Source organism: Stutzerimonas decontaminans (assembly GCF_000661915.1).
Classification (GTDB): domain Bacteria; phylum Pseudomonadota; class Gammaproteobacteria; order Pseudomonadales; family Pseudomonadaceae; genus Stutzerimonas; species Stutzerimonas decontaminans.
The window spans coordinates 2,231,954-2,250,001 of sequence record NZ_CP007509.1 but is presented as its reverse complement, the minus strand read 5'-3'; the positions used below and the strand labels follow the sequence as shown (position 1 = coordinate 2,250,001).

Genomic DNA, 18,048 nt, shown 5'->3' with positions numbered 1-18,048 from the left:
AAGCACCGAACCCCGCCTACTGGCGGGGTTCGTGTTTCTGCGCAGCGGCCTCAGCCGGCCGTCACCGTCATGCCGCCGTCGGCCATGACCACCGAGCCCACCATGAAGCTGGCCCGCTCCGAGGCGAGAAAGGCGACGATCTCGGCGATCTCCTCCGGCTGCGCCGCGCGCCCGATGGGTGCGGCTTGCCCATGCTGGGCGAGAAAGCCCGGCCCGTCCTCGACCACGTCGTTGAGGATGTTGGTCACCACGTCACCGACGCCGATGGCATTGACCCGAATGCCATGCTCGATCGCCTCCAGCGCCAGCGTGCGGGTCAGCTGGGCCAATGCGCCTTTGGATGCCGTGTAGGCCGCGATGGTCGGAAAGGCGAAATAGGACGCGTAGGAAGCGATGTTGACGATCGCCCCCGAGCGGTTCGGCATCATTGCCTTGACCGCTTCGCGGCAATGCAGGAACGCTGCGGTCGCGTTGACCGACTGGATGAGTTCCCAATCCTGGCGAGTCATGTCCACTACCAGTTTGTTGATAATGATTCCGGCGTTGTTGACCAGGATATCGAGCCGGCCGAAATGCTCGAGAGCCAGCGCGACCGCACGCTCGGCGGCGCCGTCTTCGGTGATATCCGCCTGCAGCGGCACCAGTCCTGGCCGCGCGAGCTCCTCGACCGCTGGATTGATGTCTTCAGCGACAACTTTTGCGCCGCGCTCGTGCAGCAGCAAGGCGATGGCCCTGCCGATGCCGCTGGCTGCGCCAGTGACCAGCGCAACCTTTCCTTCGACTTCCTGGATAACTGGGTGCTTGGAATCAGTCATGGTGCTCTCCTCCCGTTACGGCGACGCCTGGGGCGCCTTCGTTATTGACGGGTTCAGTCTCCCTCGGTGCTGCAGGCCCGGCTTTCGCACGCTTGCGCTGGCTGTCGGAGTTTTGCGCGCAGCATTGCGGGCCAGTGGCGAGGGCCTGCGCTAACCTATCGACGCCGACTTGTTATCCAGGGAGCACGCCGTGCCTCGGTCGTCCGAAGCCCCACCCGTGCCTGATACGTGGCGCGCCACCGCTCAGTCGATGCGCGATCACCTGCCCGGAGATGCTGATTTGACCGCGCTGCCGCCGTTGCAGGATGTGGTCGTGCAGCTCTTCAGCCATCGCACCATCACCGAGCCTATTCGGGTACCCGCAGTGGTAGAGCCGCTACTGGTGCTGGTGCTGGCCGGTACGGCCCGCGTCGAGGAACGCGTGTTGGATGGACCCTGGAGCGCAGCAACCGTGAGGGCCGGCGACTTCTATCTGACCGATACCCAAGAGCCGTACGAGATGCGCTGGCAGACGCTTGAAGGGGACAGCTTCGAGGTGATGCACCTGTATCTCGGCCTGCCATTCATCGAACAGGCCGCACGGGAGCTGCTCGGACCACAGAGCACTGCGGTCGCGCTGCTGGATGTTTCCGGCGCACGAGACGAAACGGTTCACTGGCTGATGGAGAGCATGCGCCGTGAGTTGCTCGACCAGCGCACGCCCAGCCTGCTGTGCCTGCGTGGCCTGGCTCAAACGCTGGCCGTGCATCTGCTGCGCCACTACCGAGCCCCACAAGGCGTCATCCGCCGCAGCAATGCGCTGCAGGCGTACAAGCTGCGGAAAGTCATCGACGCAATGAACGCTCAGCTGGCCGACGAGTTCAGCCTCACCAGGCTGGCCCGTACCGCCGAGCTGAGCGAGTACCACTTCAGCCGGATGTTCAAACGTGCCACCGGATTCTCGCCGTCGCAGTACTTCATCGGCTTGCGCATGGCACGGGCTCGACAACTGCTGATCGAAACGCAGCGCAGTGTCATCGACATCGGGCTGGAGGTGGGCTACTCGAGCCCGAGTCATTTTTCCCAGGTGTTTCGCCGCGAAGTCGGCGTTACGCCGAGCGCCTATCGCCAGGCCTGAAGGCATGCCTGCTGCGAAACGAAAAAACCCCGGCCACGACGACCGGGGTTCTTCGTTTGTGGAGCCCGACGGTTGCCGGGCTCCGTGACACAGGCCGATCAGCGCTTGGCGATCTGATCCTTCGGCAGTTTGAAGGTCCAGACCATACCGCCCTGGTTGAACTCCTTCACCCGCTTGGCGACCTCGCCGCCCCACAGCGGGACCGCACCACCCCAGCCGGAGAGAACGGAGACGTACTGCTCGCCGTCCATTTCCCAGGTAACCGGAGAACCGATCACGCCCGAGCCGGTGTTGAACTCGTAGAGTTTCTTGCCGGTCTTGGCGTCGAAGGCCATCAGGTAGCCTTCCGGGTTGCCGGTGAACACCAGGTTGCCCTTCGTCGCCAGCACCCCGCCCCACAGCGGCGCGTAGTTCTTGTAGCGCCAGACTTCCTTCCCGGTCTTCGGATCGATGGCGCGCAGCACGCCGATGTAATCGTCGTTGAGCGGATGGATGGTGAAACCGGCACCCAGGTAGGCCGCGCCCTTCTTGTAGGCGGTGCCTTCGTTCCAGATATCCATGCTCCACTCGTTGGACGGCACATAGAACAGCCCGGTGTCCTGGCTGTATGCCATCGGCATCCAGTTCTTGCCACCAAGGAACGACGGCGCCACGGTTACAGTCTTGCCCTGTGCGCCAGCGTCGTTGGGCGAGCCCGGACGATTAGCGTCGTCGTAGATCGGCCGGCCGTTCTTGTCCAGGCCCTTGGCCCAGGTGATCTTGTCGACGAACGGGAAGCCACGGATGAACTTGCCGTTAGTGCGATCGAGTACGTAGAAGAAGCCGTTGCGGTCGGCAGTACCGGCAGCCTTGATGGTCTTGCCGCCTTCCTGATAGTCGAAGGACACCAGTTCGTTCACACCGTCGAAGTCCCAGCCGTCATGCGGTGTGGTCTGGAAATGCCACTTGATCGAGCCGTCGTTCGGGTCCAGCGCCAGGCGCGAGGAGGAATACAGGTTGTCGCCAGGACGCAGGTGCGAGTTCCACGGTGCCGGGTTACCGGTACCGAACAGCAGGGAGTCGGTGTCCGGATCGTAGTAGCCGCCCAGCCAAGGAGCTGCACCGCCGGTCTTCCACAGGTCGCCCGGCCAGGTCTTGCCCGCTTCGCCGCCGGAGATACCGCTCTCGACCTTTTTGCCGTCCTTCCACACGTAGCCCATGTGGCCTTCGACCGTCGGACGGGTCCACAGCAGCTCACCGTTCTTCGGGTTGTAGGCTTCGATCTTGCCGACCACGCCGAACTCGCCACCGGACACACCGGTAATCAGCTTGCCCTTCACGATCAACGGAGCTGCGGTCAGCGAATAACCGGCCTTGTAGTCGGCGACGGTTTTCTTCCAGACGACCTTGCCGGTGTCCTTGTTCAGTGCGACCAGCTTGGCGTCCAGCGTGCCGAAGATCACCAGATCGTCATACAGCGCCACGCCACGGTTGATCACGTCACAGCACGGCATGATGCCGTCGGGCAGGCGCGCATCGTACTGCCACAGTTCCTTGCCGGTACGGGCATCGACCGCGTACACGCGGGAGTAGGAACCGGTGATGTACATCACGCCGTCCTTGATCAGCGGCTGCGCTTCCTGACCGCGCTGTTTTTCACCACCCAGAGAGAAGCCCCAAACCGGTCGCAACTGATTGATGTTATTGGTGTTCAACGCGTCCAGCGTGCTGTAGCGCTGGCCCTGCAAGCCCATACCGTTGGTCACGATCTGGTCGGTGGACTTGGCGTCGTTGAGGATTTCCTGGTCGGTTACGGCCCAGGCGTGCAGGCTGGACATCGCCACCGCGGCGCATAGCGCCGTCAAGGCGAAGGGCTTGCGAAGACCGGTGTGCTTCATTGCGGCTACCTCTGCGGGTTCATTGTTATGCCGGGAATTTTTCCCGGTCTGGGGTTGATTCTTGGTTTGCACCGCCTCGCCAACAATTGCCCGCAGTACCGATTTTCCTCCTCCCTTGGTAGCAATACGCCTCCGCAAGCCACGAATGAGGCGTGATTCAAGCCTCGCTCGGCAACGGGCGGCACCGAAAGTCGCACTTATCCGGCCGGAAAAGACTATTCCGCCAGGGCCACTCCACCCCCTAAAACGGACGCCCCTTGCTCAGAAGGATAAGAGCCATGTTTCGCACTACGCTGGTCATCGCCCTCCTCGTCCTCACGCTACAAAGCGCCCATGCGGCCGAGCCGATCCGCTTGGGTCTGAACTACCCAAGCACCGGCAACTACAAGTCCGAAGGTCTGGAGCTGCGTCGTGGCGCGCTGCTCGCCGTCGACCATATCAACCAGGACGGTGGCTTGCTGGGCCGACGCCTGGAGCTGGTCAGCCTGAATTCGGCGGCACGCGCGGAAAAGGCGCGGACGAACATCGATCGCTTCGCCAATCACGGCGCGGCGATGGTGCTCGGCGGCGCCAATAGCGAGGAAGCCCTTGCTGCCGGCCAGCGTGCCCGCGAACTCGGGCTGCTCTATTTCCCCACCCTCGGCTACGCCAATGAAATCACCGGGCGCGACGGCCATCGTCATCTGTTCCGCGAGTCCAACAGCGCCTGGATGAGCGCTCGCGTGCTCGGCGAATACCTCAGCTGGCACATGCCCAATCGCCGCTATCACTACATCAGCCTCGACGATGCCTGGGGCCGCAGCATGGAGCAGGCTTTACGCGAGGCGACCAAGAGCCGCGACCGCGCGCGCCATGGCTACTCGAAGATCGCCGAACGTGGCGCACGGCGCGGCGACTACCTGGCTGCTCTGCAGAAAGCCGCCGCCAGTAACGCCGATGTACTGGTGATCGTTCTGCTCGGGGAGGATCTGGTGCAGACCATGCGTCTGGCGCACACCCTGGAGCTGGGCAAACGCATGCAGATCATCGTGCCCAACCTCACTCAGAGCATCGTCGAGCAGGCCGGACCACTGGTGATGGAAAACGTCATCGGCACGGAAGCCTGGACTTGGCGCGTGCCGAAGCTGGTCGGCCGCACCGAAGGCCAGGCGTTTGCCGATCGCTACATCGCACTGCACCAGGCCTATCCCGGCAGTACCGCTGCCTCAGCCTATGGCATCGTCCGGCAGTGGGCGGACGCTGCCCAACGCGCCGGCAGCACTGACGCCGAAGCGGTGATCGCGGCCTTGGAAAACCACCGCTACCAGCTACTCAAGGACGAGCAGTACTGGCGCGACTTCGACCACCAGAACGTGCAGAGCATCTACGCCGTGCGGGTCAGGAACCGCAGCGAAATCATGCAGGACCGCTTCAAGCAGGACTACTTCACCATCATTCATCGCATGGACGGCGAAGCGGCTGCCCCGAGCCTGGATGACTGGCAGCAGGAGCGCGGTGATCAGCTGGAGCTGCAGTGACGCCTTTACTGGTCGACGCGCTGCAGCGCGTCGACCTCGTAACGCGGGTACAGGTGGCTGACGCTGCGGATCAGCTCGTAACGGGTCAGGCTGATGCCGGCGAAACGCTCGGGTATCGGGCTCTGGATCACCTCGTTCATGTCCGCCCCGCTACGCGCCGCATCGCGCAGCAGGCCGTCCAGCCAGCCGAGGTAATCACGCATCTGCCGGAACGGCTCGGCGTCGTCAGCAACCGGGCCGTGGCCGGCAACCAGCCGTTTCCAGGGCAACGCCTCGAGTGTCGTCAGATCGTCCAGCCAGACGTCCAAGCCCGGGCTGTTCGGCGTGGTCAGGGCGCGCTGGAAGAAGAGAATGTCGCCGGCGAAGAGCACGCCACTGCGCTCGTCGAGAATGGCCAGATCGGCGCCGGTATGCCCGCGCAGTGCCAGCAAGCGCAGGGGCCGCCCAGCCACTTCCAAGGTGCCGGGGGCAAGGGTTTCGTTCGGCAATACCACTTCGGTGCCGCGCATCCAGTCGCCAACCAGACGATACATGTTCTCGGCCATGGCGTTGCCCTGCTCGCGCAGCAGCTCGGTGGTGCCTGCCAGCGCCGCGATAGGCACATCGGCGAAGGCCTGATTGCCCAACACGTGATCGGGGTGATGATGAGTAAGCAACACCTTGACCACCGGGCGGTCGGTGACGCGGGAGATGGCCGCGCGCATTGCCTCGCCATAGAGCCTGGACGGACCAGTGTCGATAACGATGACCCCTGCATCACCGACAATGAAACCTGTATTGACAATATTGCCGCCATTGCGCTTGTCGAAATTGTCGGTCGAGCCTTCCAGCAGCCAGACCCCATCGGCGATCTGCCGTGGCTGCAGCGTGTAGCTCAGCTCGGCCTGCACGGGTAGCGTCACACAGAAGGCGAAGATCAGCATGAACAGGCGCATGACACCTCCTTGGCTTGGTTTGCTTACTCGCAGATTGCGCGGTGCAGTCAGAATGCGGCTTCGAACTCGTTGCCGTTGTTGTCGCGCAGCCACAGACGGGTTTCCTGACCGCCCTTCACTTCCAGGCTCAAGTTCGGGTTTTCGGCAACGGCGGGATACAGCTCCAGCTCCGCCATCACCTTGCCGTCTGCATCGCGCAATTCGGCCTGGTTGAGGAAGAACTCCGGAATGCCGCCGACCAGGCCGTTATCCATGGGGTGGGAGACCTGCAGGCGCAACCGGCTGAACTCGCCGCGGGGAAAGCGCGCACCCACCACCTCACCCAGGCGGTCTTCCCAACCTGCCTCGGCGCGCACGACGCTTGGTGCCGTGCAGCCGCCACCGGCCGCATCGACCCGCGCCGAGCCGATGTGCCAGACGCCATCGCGGGTCAGCACAGCGGCACGGATCGGCGTCGCCTGTTGCACCCGAATGCGAATGGCCACCAGCGGCACGACCTGATCGCCTGGGGTAAATGTGAAGATACGTGGGATCGGGTTGAGGTCGGCCCAGGCCTCGATGCGCACCACCTCGTCGCCCAGGGCGCGGGCGTCGATATGCACCGGCACCTGGCGCGAATCCTCGGCAAACGGTGGCACCTGCACCTGTACGCGCTCGTCGAACACGTAAGGCTCGCTGTTGAGCAAGCCCTTATGGTGGTACTCCCACATCACCGATTGCAGCGGGTCGGCCTCGGCGGCCAATGCGCTCGATGCATGGAAGGCAAACAGCAGCAGCAAGGCTCGGATGCTCATGTCGACTCCTCGAACGGCGATCCGCAAGCGGATCGGCATGGCGCAGCCGGTCAGTTCCCGGCCACGTCGCTCTCCACATCCTGGTACAAGCCAGGCAATTCGTAGGTCAAACCGTGGCGGGTGTAGAGCTTCTCCAGCTCGCCGTCGAGGATAAGCGGCTCCAGCACTTCCTCCAGCGCGTACGCCAGCTGCCGGTTGGATTCATGGACCGCCATGCCCAGATCCCAGACCTGCTTACCCATGTTCGGGTAGGCATTCTCGGCGAGTTTCAGGTGGTCATCGCTGGCCTGGTGGAGCAACCACTCGACTTCCCCGCGCATGGCCATGGTGGCGTCCACTTCGCCTTGCTGCATGGCGGCGAACGCCTGCGACACACTCGGGTAATGATGGGTGTTTTTCGCCAACCGGCCCTCGAATACCGAGGACAGGTAAAACGAGGGCACGCTGTCCACTTCGACGCCGATGGGGTGGTACTGGAAGATCGCCACACTGGGCACTTCGTCGATCCTGCGCTCGTCATAAGCGGCCTGCCAGCGCTCGCGCTGGTACGGGCCGAACATCACCACCAGTTCGTTGATCACCTCGCCCAGCTCGTTGCGCTTGTAGGCAAACTCGCGGTCGTAGGGCACGCGCAGCATGACGTCGGCCAGCACGTCCGGTCGCAGGTAGTGCCCCTTCCAGATGAAATTGCGCAGATCGTCGTCGAGGGTTTCGTCCGGCGTCACCCACAACACCTGCAGCGTCAGGCCCAACCCTTCGGCGAGCTTGTGCGCAAGCTCCACATCGACACCACGCGGCTCGCCCTCATGCTGGTAGCTGTACGGTGGGAAATTCTCATACATCGCCACCTTGAGCACGCCAGACTCGATGATGTCATCGAAGGCGCGCACCTTGACCACGTCGGCCTGCGCCAGTGCACAGCACAGCGTCAGCCACAGCGCGAAGACCAGCCGCGCGGCGTTCATCACTGCTTGGCCGCTTCGCTTTCAATGTAAGTGCGGATCGCCCACAGGGCTTCCTGGCTGAGGGTGTCGGCCATGCGCGGCATGTACACCGCGCCATCGCGAACGGCCCCATTGATCACCCGTTCCTTGTACCACTCGTCGCCATCGTAGCTGGCTTCCAGCTCGCGCAGGTCGGGTGCGATACCGCCGGAAATGGCTTCCAGGCCATGGCAACGGGCGCAGTTCTGGTTGTAGGCGGAAGAACCGATCTGCACGGCCAGATCGTGATGCTCGCTCGGTGCGCGGTAGGGGTTTTCTTCCAGCCATTCTTCACCGAGCGCAGGCAAGCCCTTGGTGTTGACCGCTTGTGGTGTCACGTCGCCATGCGCCAGAACCAGGCCGGACATACCGAGGACACCCGCTGCCAGCAGTGAGCGCAAAAAGATCTTGTTATTCATGACTACCACCCTCTATTCGAGAACCTGTGCAAGGCAGCCCCATCGGAGCGCATGGTGGTCATGTTGGCCGCGTCAGTGCATCGGCAGAATCCTGCTTTGGATGCCTGCATCTCCTCCCTTGGTACTGGGTTTTGCTACCGCCTCCCGCCCCCCAGAGGTAGCAAGGCTAAATCATCTGGGGTTCGGGAAGGATTCCCGGCATCGGCGGGAGCTTTTCCGTGTCGGCGCCCGCGACGCACTCCCAATAATCGAATCGCCAGGCCACCGCTATACGGCGGCCTTGTCCGAATCGACCAAGGGAATCGCAACCATGACAACAAGATCGCACCCCGGCAGCAAACGTCCCCTCGCCATTGCCGTGCAATGCCTGGCGCTGACCGGCAGCCTCGCACTGGCCGCTGCCGCCCAGGCCAAGCCGGTCAGCTGGGAAGACATCGCCAACGATCACGTAACCACCAGCAACGTCCTGCAGTACGGCATGGGCACCAATGCCCAGCGCTGGAGCCCACTGGCGCAGGTCAACGAGAGCAACGTGTTCAAGCTGACGCCAGCCTGGTCGTTCTCCTTCGGGGACGAGAAGCAGCGCGGCCAGGAATCCCAGGCCATCATCCATGACGGCGTGATCTACGTGACCGGGTCCTATTCGCGCGTCTTCGCCCTCGATGCCAAGACCGGCAAGCGCCTGTGGAGCTATGCCCATCGCCTGCCCGACGACATCCGCCCCTGCTGCGACGTGGTCAACCGCGGCGCTGCCATCTACGGCGACAAGATTTACTTCGGCACCCTCGATGCCCGTGTGGTCGCACTGAACAAGGACACCGGCAAGGTCGTCTGGAACAAGAAGTTCGGTGATCACGCCGCCGGGTACACCATGACCGGAGCGCCGACGCTGGTGAAGGACGGCAAGACCGGCAAGGTGCTGCTGGTGCATGGCAGCTCAGGCGACGAGTTCGGCATCGTCGGCAAACTGTTCGCCCGCGATCCGGATACCGGCGAAGAAGTCTGGATGCGTCCGTTCGTCGAGGGCCACATGGGCCGACTCAACGGCAAGGACAGCACGCCCACCGGCGACATCAAGGCGCCGTCCTGGCCGGACGATCCCAACCACCCGACCGGCAAGAAGGAAGCCTGGAGCCAGGGCGGCGGCGCGCCGTGGCAGAGCGCGAGCTTCGACCCGGAAACCAACACCATCATCGTCGGTGCCGGCAACCCCGCCCCGTGGAACGGTTGGGAGCGCACCAGTGATGGCGGCAACCCGAAGGACTACGACAGCCTCTACACCTCAGGCCAGGTCGGCGTCGATCCGAGCACCGGCGAGGTGAAATGGTTCTACCAGCACACCCCGAACGATGCCTGGGACTTCTCCGGCAACAACGAGCTGGTGCTGTTCGACTACAAGGACAAGAACGGCGAGACCGTCAAGGCCACGGCCCACGCCGACCGCAACGGCTTCTTCTATGTCGTCGACCGCAAGGACGGCAAGCTGCAGAACGCCTTCCCCTTCGTCGACGGCATCACCTGGGCCAGCCATATCGATCTGAAAACCGGTCGACCGGTGGAGAACGAGGGCCAGCGTCCACCCAAGCCGGAGCCGGGCGAGAAGCACGGCAAGTCGGTTGAAGTCTCCCCACCCTTCCTCGGCGGCAAGAACTGGAACCCCATGGCCTACAGCCAGGACACCGGCCTGTTCTACGTACCCGCCAACCACTGGAAGGAGGACTACTGGACCGAGGAAGTCATCTACAAGAAAGGCTCGGCCTACCTGGGTCAGGGTTTCCGCATCAAGCGCATGTACGACGACCACGTCGGCATCCTGCGCGCCATGAACCCGACCACCGGCAAGATCGAGTGGGAACACAAGGAAAAACTGCCGTTGTGGGCCGGCGTACTCGCGACCAAGGGCAATCTCGTCTTCACCGGCACCAGCGATGGCTATTTCAAGGCCTTCAACGCGAAAACCGGTGACGAGCTGTGGAAATTCCAGACCGGTAGCGGCGTGATCTCCCCGCCAGTGACCTGGGAACAGGACGGTGAGCAATACATTGGCGTGACCGTCGGCTACGGCGGCGCCGTGCCGCTGTGGGGCGGCGACATGGCCGTGCTGACCAAGCCGGTCGCCCAGGGCGGCTCCTTCTGGGTGTTCAAGCTGCCGGATTGGGAGAAGAAGACCGCCAAACGATAAGCCGAGCCGCGCCCGCCACCGCGGGCACACCGAAAGCTCTCAAGGTACAGCGGTTCGCGCGGCATGCCTGGCCCAGCCGGCTCCGGGTTGGCGCTCTCGTCGACAGGCCAGAAACGCCGCGCAACCGCTTTTCACTCCCGCCCTGCCCCTGGTGACTCCACATGAACATCCCTTGCTGCTTGCTTCTGCCACTAGCCCTGATCGCCAGCACCTCTGTCTTCGCCACGGATGACGGCCCTCTGACCATCAACGGATGCCTGCTTCAGCCCGAGAGCCAATGTGCCAACGTCGACCTGCGCGGCGCCGACCTGAGCAACCAGGACCTGCGCCGCATCAACCTCGCCGGTGCCAACCTGGCCGGCGCCAACCTGCGTCACGCTAACCTCGACCTGGCCAATCTGGAAAAAGCCGACCTCACCGGCGCCACGCTGAACCGCGCCAGCCTGCAACAGGCCAATCTGCGCCTGGCCAATTTCGCCAACGCCCGGCTGATCGCCGTGCAGGGCTGGGGGCTGTTCGCGCAAGCGGCACAGTTCAAGGGTGCCGATCTCACGGGGGCCTATCTGGAATTCGCGCACATGAGCGGCGCGAAGATGCACGGCAGCAAGCTGAACGCCGCCGACCTGGAGATGACCTGGCTGAGCAAGGCCGATCTCAAGGGTGCCGACCTGACCGATGCCAACCTGCAGGAAGCCAAGCTCAATGACGCCAACCTGGCCGACGCCGTGCTGACCGGCGCGCGCCGGCATTACGCGACCTTCCAGGGCACCAACATGGAAGGCTGCAAGGACTGCCCAGTCGATTGGGAGAAATGAAACCGCGGCGATAGCCCAGGTCAATTGCGGGTATAGAAGAAATGATCAGCGCTCAAGCTCAGGAAAATCCCCTTTGCGCCGATCAAGTGGCTGGGCGGTCTTGCCCTCCACTGGATGCAAATAATGTTCAACAAAAACCTGAAACGGGAACTGGCGGAGTTGCGCGAGGAAGCAGCAACCAACCGGCAGATCAAAGACTCGTTGTACAGGGAGATGATGGTCCTGGAACTGGACCCGCAAGGACGCATTCAGCACGCCAACGAGTTGTTCCTCAGCGAAATGGGCTATCGCCGTGACGCTCTCATCGGACGCTCCGGCGACGAGCTATTCAGCCAGCAGTTTCGTACCGAACCGAACTACGCACGCCTCAAGACCGCCATGCAGCGCGCCGAGCATCTCAGCGGCGCCTACCGACTGCTGCGGGCTGACGGCCAGGAAGCCTGGCTGCGTTCCATCTGGCAGCCGATCAAGGGCTCGGATGGCGCGCTGCACCACTACACCCTGTGCGCTACCAACCTGACCCGCACCATCGAAACCTCTCGCGCGCACGAGAGCGTGATCAACGCGCTCCTGCGCTCCACCGCGGTGATCGAGTTCGACCTCGGCGGGCATGTCATCACCGCCAACCAGCGATTTCTCGACGGCATGGGCTACCGCCTCGAGCAGATCAAGGGCAAGCACCACCGCATGTTCTGTGAGCGTGAGGAAAGCGAGTCGCCGGCGTACCGCGAGTTCTGGGCTAGCCTCAACCGTAGCGAGTACATCGCCGAGCGCTTCAAGCGTATCGATGCCTATGGCCAGACCGTCTGGCTGGAGGCGTCCTACAACCCGGTGCTCGATGCCTACGGCAAGCTGTACAAAGTGATCAAGTTCGCCACCGTCATCACCGACCAGGTCAACCGGGAGATGGCCGTGGCGGAGGCCGCAACGATTGCCTACGACACCTCCCAGCACACCGACCTCAGCGCCCAGCGCGGCGCGCAGGTGGTTCAGCAGACTGTGGATGTGATGCATCGCATCGCCCAGCAGATGCAGGAAGCCTGCGACGGTATCGAGGCGCTGGACAAGCAGTCACAGCTGATCGGCGCGATCCTCAAGACCATCAGCGGCATTGCCGACCAGACCAACCTGCTGGCCCTCAACGCCGCCATCGAAGCGGCGCGGGCCGGTGATCAGGGCCGTGGCTTCGCCGTGGTCGCCGACGAGGTACGCCAGCTGGCGGCCCGCACCAGCAAGGCCGCTGAAGAGATTGTCGGCGTCGTGCAGAAGAATCAGGACCTGGCGCAAGCGGCCGTGCACAGCATGTCCGCGAGCCGCGGTCAGGCCGAACAGGGCCTGGAATTCGCCAATCAGGCCGGCGCGGTGATCGTCGAGATCCAGGACGGTGCACAGCGCGTGGTCAGCGCGGTCGGGCAGTTCGCCAGCCAGTTGAAGAATTGATGGCACGCCTTTCGACTGCTGATGGGCAGGAGGGCCGTGCCGCGGCCGCGCCGGCACGGCCGCCGCAGGCTGACTCGATCATCCGCGTTCGGAGGACGCCAGCTTGACGCAGAAGCTGATCATTCATATCCGCCAGCATACGAACATCGACGGGCTGCCGCGCTTCGATGGACTAGCCCCGGCGAGCATCGTCACACCCGCGACGACCGACCAGTTTCGTGCGGCTGTGGAGGAAATCATGGACGTTGCCTGCGTCGGTTTCGATACCGAATCCAAACCGACCTTCAAGGTGGGCGAAGTCTCCAACGGTCCGCATTTGATCCAATTCGCCACCCCGGTTAAGGCTTACCTGTTCAGGATCGGCATGCCCGGCTGCATCGACGCGGCCAGCGCCATTCTGCAATCGCCCGCACTGGTGAAGATTGGTTTCGGGCTGAAATCGGACCGTTCCAGGCTGCACAGCAAGCTGGGCATCCGCGCACCCCGTCTGCTGGACCTGGGTTCAGTGCTTCGCTATCAGGGCAAGAAGGGTCAGGTCGGCCTGCGCGGTGCGGTGGCCGCGGTACTCAACGCTCGGATCGACAAATCCCGCAGCGTGGCTACCTCGAACTGGTCGAATCCCGCGCTGACCGAGGCGCAGCAAGCCTACGCGGCCAATGATGCCTACGCCGCGCTGCACGTGTTTCTCGGGTTGGACGCGGACCAGCAGGCAATGCTGCTCGCGGCGCTACCGCGCTGACAGCGCTTCGGCGGCGGTCAACAGGAGTCAGGCCAGCCCATGCGCCCGGCGTTGCAGAAAGGTCAGCGCGGCGTACGCCAGCACGCCCAACCCCGCAGACAGCCACAGCGCCCGCGTGCCGAAGTCATCGATCAGCAGCGCGAACACCAGCGGCGAAAACGCCTGGGCGAAACGTGCCGGCACCATCAGCAGGCCCTGGCGCAGACCGTAGCCATGGGGCCCGAATATCGCCAGCGGCAAGGTGCCTTTGGCGATGGTCAGAATGCCGTTGCCACCGCCATGCAGAAGCACGAATGCGGTAGTCGCAGGCGCACCGGCAAGCATCACGCCAGCCGCGCCAATGGGGTGGGCGATGGCGGCGAGACGGGCCGAGATCAGTGGATGGAAGCGCTGCAGCAGGACGAACTCCAGGCAGCGCGCCCCGACCTGGGCCGGCCCGACCAGCGCCGCGATTCCGATGGCCGCGGCCGCTGACAGCCCGGACTCCTGCAACAGACGTGGCAGGTGCGCGGCCATAGCCGTACTGGTAAACCAGGTGGCGGCGAAGACGAAGGCCAGCAGCGCCATGGTCAATCCCGTACCTGAGCGTCCATTGGCCTGCGCTTGTTCGGCCGGGGTCGGAGCTGACTGAACGCCAACCGGAATCAGCAGCCGGTTCAATGGCAACCCAAGCAGCAGATGCGCCCCGGCCCATGTGAGGCAAGTGGCGCGCCAGCCGAACTCGGCATTCAGCCACCCGCTGATGGGCCAGCAGACTGTACTGGCGAAGCCGGCGAGCAAGGTAATGCCAGTGATCGCGCCGCGCGCATCGCGACCGTAGATGCCGGTAAGCGTGGAGAAGGCCGACTCGTAAAGGCCCAGCGCCATACCGATGCCGATCACCAACCAGCCGACCCAGAGCATCAGCGGCCCGTTGGCGAAGCCGAGCATGGCCAGGCCAACGGCAAAAATCACGCTGGATAACGCCAGCACATCGCGCCCACCGTGATGGTCGATGCGTTTGCCGGACAGCGGCCCGAGAATGGCAGTAACGATCAGCGCCAGAGAAAAAGCCGCAAACACGTTGCCCGTGGAGATGCCCAGTTCGCCGGCCATTGGCTCGGCGAGAATGGCCGGCAGGTAGTAAGTCGAACCCCAGGCCAGGGTCTGTGCGCTGCCGAGTGCGAGAACGATGCGCAGGCGTGACGACATGCTCAGCGGCACCCGCCAGAGGTTCGTTGCGAGACGTGGGTATTGCGATGGATGCGGTTCATCCTTGCTCCTGTGCTGCCGTCAACCAATCAGCCAAGCTCGCCAGCATACAGAATCAGCCGTGACGATTTGGCGTCAGCGCTTGTGCCGGGCGCAGGCCGAGCTGGGCATGCCGGCCTGACGCAAAGGCGCCGAGCGTAAAAGCCCCGCGCGCGTTCTTGCTGCTATGACTGATCGGTTATAGCGCATCCCAGCGATAACGTACGCCAGCGAGAATGCAAGCTCCGGAGCGGCAGATGGATTGGTCTTGTCGCCAGCGCAAGCGCATTGGCTCAGTCCCACGACGTTGGAAAGATGCAGGCGCCCCGCCCCGCCTTGTAAAGGCTGGGCGGAGTTTCCTTGAGAACAGGTGGGGAGGTGCTGCGGCTTCAGCACACAGGTATGTCGCGCTGCATCGCCCGCCGAAGCGAACCCACAGCGTCAGGTGCCAGGAAAACCGAAACGGTTAAAGGCCGATCAGGCCTCGCACACCATGCGGTCACCGACGCGAAGCAAACCCTGGTCGATGGCCAGGTGCACGAGCTCAGCCTGAGAGCTGACCTCCAGCTTGCTTTTCAGCAGAGCCATATGGTTCGAGACGGTCTTGCTGCTGATGCATAGCCGCTCAGCGATCTCGCGATTACCGATGCCACGCACGAGCATGATGAAGATTTCCATCTCACGCGGCGTTATCTCGGCCAGCCGTCCCTTGGCCGGTGAATGCGACGACCGCTGGCACGCGAGGTCCGTAGCCAGCGGCTGCTCGATGAAGGTTTGCCCAGCGAGCACCTTGCGTACCGCCTCGACCAGCACGTCCGGCGCGCAGCGTTTGGTCAGGTAGCCTGAGGCACCGGCATCCAGCGCCTGCCGGACCAGTGCCAGCTCGTCGTGCATGCTGAACACCAGCACCGGCAACAACGGCAACCGCTGACGCAAGCGCCTACAGGTTTCCAGACCGCTGATGCCCGGCAGTCCGAGGTCGAGCACGACCAGGCTGGGAATCGATTCCTGCACCTGCTCCAGCGCCTGCTCACCGCTGGCGGCTTCACTGACTGTCACTTCCGGAAGCAGTGCCTTGAGCAGGCTCGCGTAGCCCTGACGCACGACCGCGTGATCATCCACCAGCAGAATCTTCATGACGTGGCTCCTTGCAAAGGCAACTTGAGATAGAGCGCCCAGCCTTTGCCGGCGCGGTGGCGCACACGCAGCTGGGCACCCAGACAGCGCGCGTGCTCGACCATCGAACGCAGACCGACGCCCGGCCGTTCCGGCGGCAGCCCATGGCCATCGTCCCGTAGCAACAGGCGCAACCCGTGGTGATCCCCACACAGATGCAGGCACACGCGAGTCGCGCGCGCATGCCGCGCCACGTTGGTCAGCGCCTCCTGCACCATGCGATAGAGGTGCAGCTTGGCTTCCATCGACAGCGCGGGAATCGGGCCGCGCAGCTGGACTTCGCACGCGATGCCCTGGGTGCTCTGCCACTGCTCGGCGAGTTGCCTGATGGCGTCTTCCAGGTTCAGGTGATCGAGCATCACCGGATACAGGTCACGCACCAGCGTGCGGAAGCCGTTCTGCAGATCGAGGCTGTGCTGCTCGAGGTGCGCCGCGGTTTCACGGACGGCGTCGGGCTGGTCCGCCTGGATGCGCAGCAGGCAGGCCCGCGCGCGGATGCCGGCCAGATACTGGCCGAGGTCGTCATGCAGTGCTTGCGCCAGCCGGGTGCGCTCACGTTCCTGCAGCGCCAACAGCGCCTGGGTCAGTTGCTCGTTGTCGGCCCGCGCATCTTCGAGTGCAGCGGCCATGTGATTGAAGCGTTCGGCGAGCTTGCGCGACTCGGCGAAGCGATGCGACGGCAGGCGGGTGTCGAGTCGGCCGTCGGCGATGCTCACCAGTGCACCAAGCAATTCGCTGAGTACTTGCATGCCGGGGCGCACGGCCCAGCGAATCGCCAGCAGGCACAGCAGCAGCGCCAGGCCGAACAGCACCAGCAGCTGCAGCAACGAATCGCTGACCTCTTCGACTTCGTCATGCGGATCGACGCTGATGTGCAGCCGCTGGCCGTTGGACAGCTGGAGGACGCTGGGTGACGACAGTTCGGCGGGGTACAGCCAGGCACCTAGCCAGCCGTCGAGCGCTGGATCGACATCGGCTGGCATCGATTCAGAGGCATCCAGCCAGCGCACGCGAATGTGGCGCAGGCTATCGGTCAGGCCCGGGCGCAGGGAGTCGGGATCGCGCTCGGCCATCTCGCCGAGATAGCCAACCACCGCCGCCGCGGCATCGAGCTCACGCTGCACATCGTGGGCGGCCTGGCGCAGCAATACCGCCAGACAGACCATGGTGATCAGGGTGAAGAGCAGCGTGACCAGCAGATTGATTCGCCAGAGCGCGGACATATCGGCAACTCCCGGTGATCAGCGCCGTGCGCCAGTCCGCTTCACTTGACCACGAACCGGCCTTCCATGCCCTTGTTCTGCAGCCCCTTGCAGTAGAACGGGTAGCTGCCCGGCTTGACGGGCAGGAAGAAAATTTCCGCTTCGCCGGCATCCTCGAACTCCAGCTCGACCAGCGTGATCGCCTTGATCTCGACGCCACCGGCCTCGACCTTGCGCAGATAGATCGACTGGGCGAACTCGGGCGCCTGAAACGCGCACTCCTTCTGGCCATCGGAGCTGACCTTGAGCTGGTAGGCGACGCCGGTTTCCAGCTGGTACTCCTTCTGCGAGACGGCGTAGTCGCTCTCTTCGGAGCCGAACCTGAGATCCGGCAGTGCCTGAGTCCGACGAGTCAGGTCACCGGCAGCGTGGCTGTGGTCGAAGCCGATCAGGCTGCCAACGAACAGCAGGTTGAGCAGCAGCGCTTTGTAAGTGGGCATGGGGGGTGGCCTCGTTATTGTTGTCGGTGTCGCCATCCTAAGGCGCTGCGCCCGGCCCAGCTTCCTACCTTGGTATCGCTCAAGAGCCGCTAAATCGGGTGCGCCAGCTACGTTCTTGCCAGTTGCCGCTAGCCAAATCCACCGAAACACCGGCTGCCCCACCCGTTTTGGCAGCTTGAAGACGCGGCACCCAATTAGCAGCCGAGCCGAACCAGTACCAAAGTCGCAGTACCAAGGTACCGATCAACTTCCGGCCCGCGCGGCCGCAATATCCAGGCATACATGATGCCGTTTGGACATCATCCGA

16 protein-coding genes are annotated in these 18,048 nt (G+C 63.6%); 6 read left to right on the top strand and 10 right to left on the bottom strand.

The window, feature by feature from the left end; translation table 11 throughout:
• Positions 1–50: 50 nt before the first annotated feature.
• The gene (locus UIB01_RS10450) at positions 51–815 is read right to left on the bottom strand and encodes an SDR family NAD(P)-dependent oxidoreductase (protein ID WP_038659844.1); all 765 of its coding nucleotides are present in this window, start codon (positions 813–815) and stop codon (positions 51–53) included.
• Positions 816–1,065: 250 nt separating this feature from the next.
• Between UIB01_RS10450 and UIB01_RS10445 the strand changes: the two genes are divergently transcribed.
• A complete protein-coding gene (locus UIB01_RS10445; RefSeq protein ID WP_038659840.1) occupies positions 1,066–1,932 on the top strand; it encodes a helix-turn-helix domain-containing protein in 867 nt (288 codons plus the stop codon).
• Between the two features lie 98 nt (positions 1,933–2,030).
• On the opposite strand, the gene UIB01_RS10440 is transcribed toward UIB01_RS10445, so the two are convergent.
• Entirely contained in the window at positions 2,031–3,809 is a 1,779-nt protein-coding gene (locus UIB01_RS10440; protein ID WP_038659838.1) for a PQQ-dependent methanol/ethanol family dehydrogenase, read from the bottom strand.
• Between the two features lie 278 nt (positions 3,810–4,087).
• On the opposite strand from UIB01_RS10440, the gene UIB01_RS10435 reads away from it, so the two are divergent.
• The gene (locus tag UIB01_RS10435; RefSeq protein ID WP_038659835.1) at positions 4,088–5,326 is read left to right on the top strand and encodes a substrate-binding protein; all 1,239 of its coding nucleotides are present in this window, start codon (positions 4,088–4,090) and stop codon (positions 5,324–5,326) included.
• Positions 5,327–5,331: 5 nt separating this feature from the next.
• On the opposite strand, the gene UIB01_RS10430 is transcribed toward UIB01_RS10435, so the two are convergent.
• From UIB01_RS10430 to pedF, 4 genes are read right to left on the bottom strand one after another with little or no spacing between them, the layout of a single operon-like run.
• Positions 5,332–6,261, bottom strand: a complete 930-nt coding sequence (locus UIB01_RS10430; RefSeq protein WP_038659834.1) for a quinoprotein relay system zinc metallohydrolase 1 — start codon at positions 6,259–6,261, stop codon at positions 5,332–5,334.
• 47 nt (positions 6,262–6,308) lie between these two features.
• A complete protein-coding gene (locus UIB01_RS10425) occupies positions 6,309–7,055 on the bottom strand; it encodes a quinoprotein dehydrogenase-associated SoxYZ-like carrier (RefSeq protein WP_038659831.1) in 747 nt (248 codons plus the stop codon).
• Positions 7,056–7,105: 50 nt separating this feature from the next.
• Complete coding sequence (locus UIB01_RS10420; RefSeq protein WP_038659828.1) at positions 7,106–8,020, bottom strand: substrate-binding periplasmic protein; 915 nt, start codon at positions 8,018–8,020, stop codon at positions 7,106–7,108.
• Positions 8,020–8,457, bottom strand: a complete 438-nt coding sequence (gene pedF / locus UIB01_RS10415; RefSeq protein ID WP_038659825.1) for a cytochrome c-550 PedF — start codon at positions 8,455–8,457, stop codon at positions 8,020–8,022. Before pedF ends, UIB01_RS10420 begins: the two co-directional genes overlap by 1 nt.
• A 310-nt stretch (positions 8,458–8,767) precedes the next feature.
• Here pedF and exaA point away from each other — a divergent pair, with 310 nt between their 5' ends.
• From exaA to UIB01_RS10395, 4 genes are all read left to right on the top strand, one after another.
• Positions 8,768–10,639, top strand: a complete 1,872-nt coding sequence (gene exaA, locus UIB01_RS10410; RefSeq protein WP_038659822.1) for a quinoprotein ethanol dehydrogenase — start codon at positions 8,768–8,770, stop codon at positions 10,637–10,639.
• 161 nt (positions 10,640–10,800) lie between these two features.
• Complete coding sequence (locus UIB01_RS10405; protein ID WP_038659819.1) at positions 10,801–11,454, top strand: pentapeptide repeat-containing protein; 654 nt, start codon at positions 10,801–10,803, stop codon at positions 11,452–11,454.
• A 123-nt stretch (positions 11,455–11,577) separates the two neighbouring features.
• Complete coding sequence (locus tag UIB01_RS10400) at positions 11,578–12,894, top strand: methyl-accepting chemotaxis protein (RefSeq protein WP_038659816.1); 1,317 nt, start codon at positions 11,578–11,580, stop codon at positions 12,892–12,894.
• Positions 12,895–12,997: 103 nt separating this feature from the next.
• Complete coding sequence (locus UIB01_RS10395) at positions 12,998–13,633, top strand: 3'-5' exonuclease (protein WP_080695079.1); 636 nt, start codon at positions 12,998–13,000, stop codon at positions 13,631–13,633.
• Between the two features lie 27 nt (positions 13,634–13,660).
• Here the strand turns inward: UIB01_RS10395 and UIB01_RS10390 are convergent, their stop codons facing one another.
• From UIB01_RS10390 to UIB01_RS10375, 4 genes are all read right to left on the bottom strand, one after another.
• On the bottom strand, positions 13,661–14,824 hold the full coding sequence (locus tag UIB01_RS10390; protein WP_038665667.1) for an MFS transporter: 1,164 nt from the start codon (positions 14,822–14,824) through the stop codon (positions 13,661–13,663).
• 516 nt (positions 14,825–15,340) lie between these two features.
• Positions 15,341–16,000: a response regulator transcription factor gene (locus UIB01_RS10385; protein WP_038659812.1), complete on the bottom strand. Its 660-nt coding sequence runs from the start codon at positions 15,998–16,000 to the stop codon at positions 15,341–15,343.
• On the bottom strand, positions 15,997–17,262 hold the full coding sequence (locus tag UIB01_RS10380) for a sensor histidine kinase (protein ID WP_038659809.1): 1,266 nt from the start codon (positions 17,260–17,262) through the stop codon (positions 15,997–15,999). Before UIB01_RS10380 ends, UIB01_RS10385 begins: the two co-directional genes overlap by 4 nt.
• A 41-nt stretch (positions 17,263–17,303) precedes the next feature.
• Entirely contained in the window at positions 17,304–17,741 is a 438-nt protein-coding gene (locus UIB01_RS10375) for a cupredoxin domain-containing protein (protein WP_038659806.1), read from the bottom strand.
• Between the last annotated feature and the right edge of the window lie 307 nt (positions 17,742–18,048).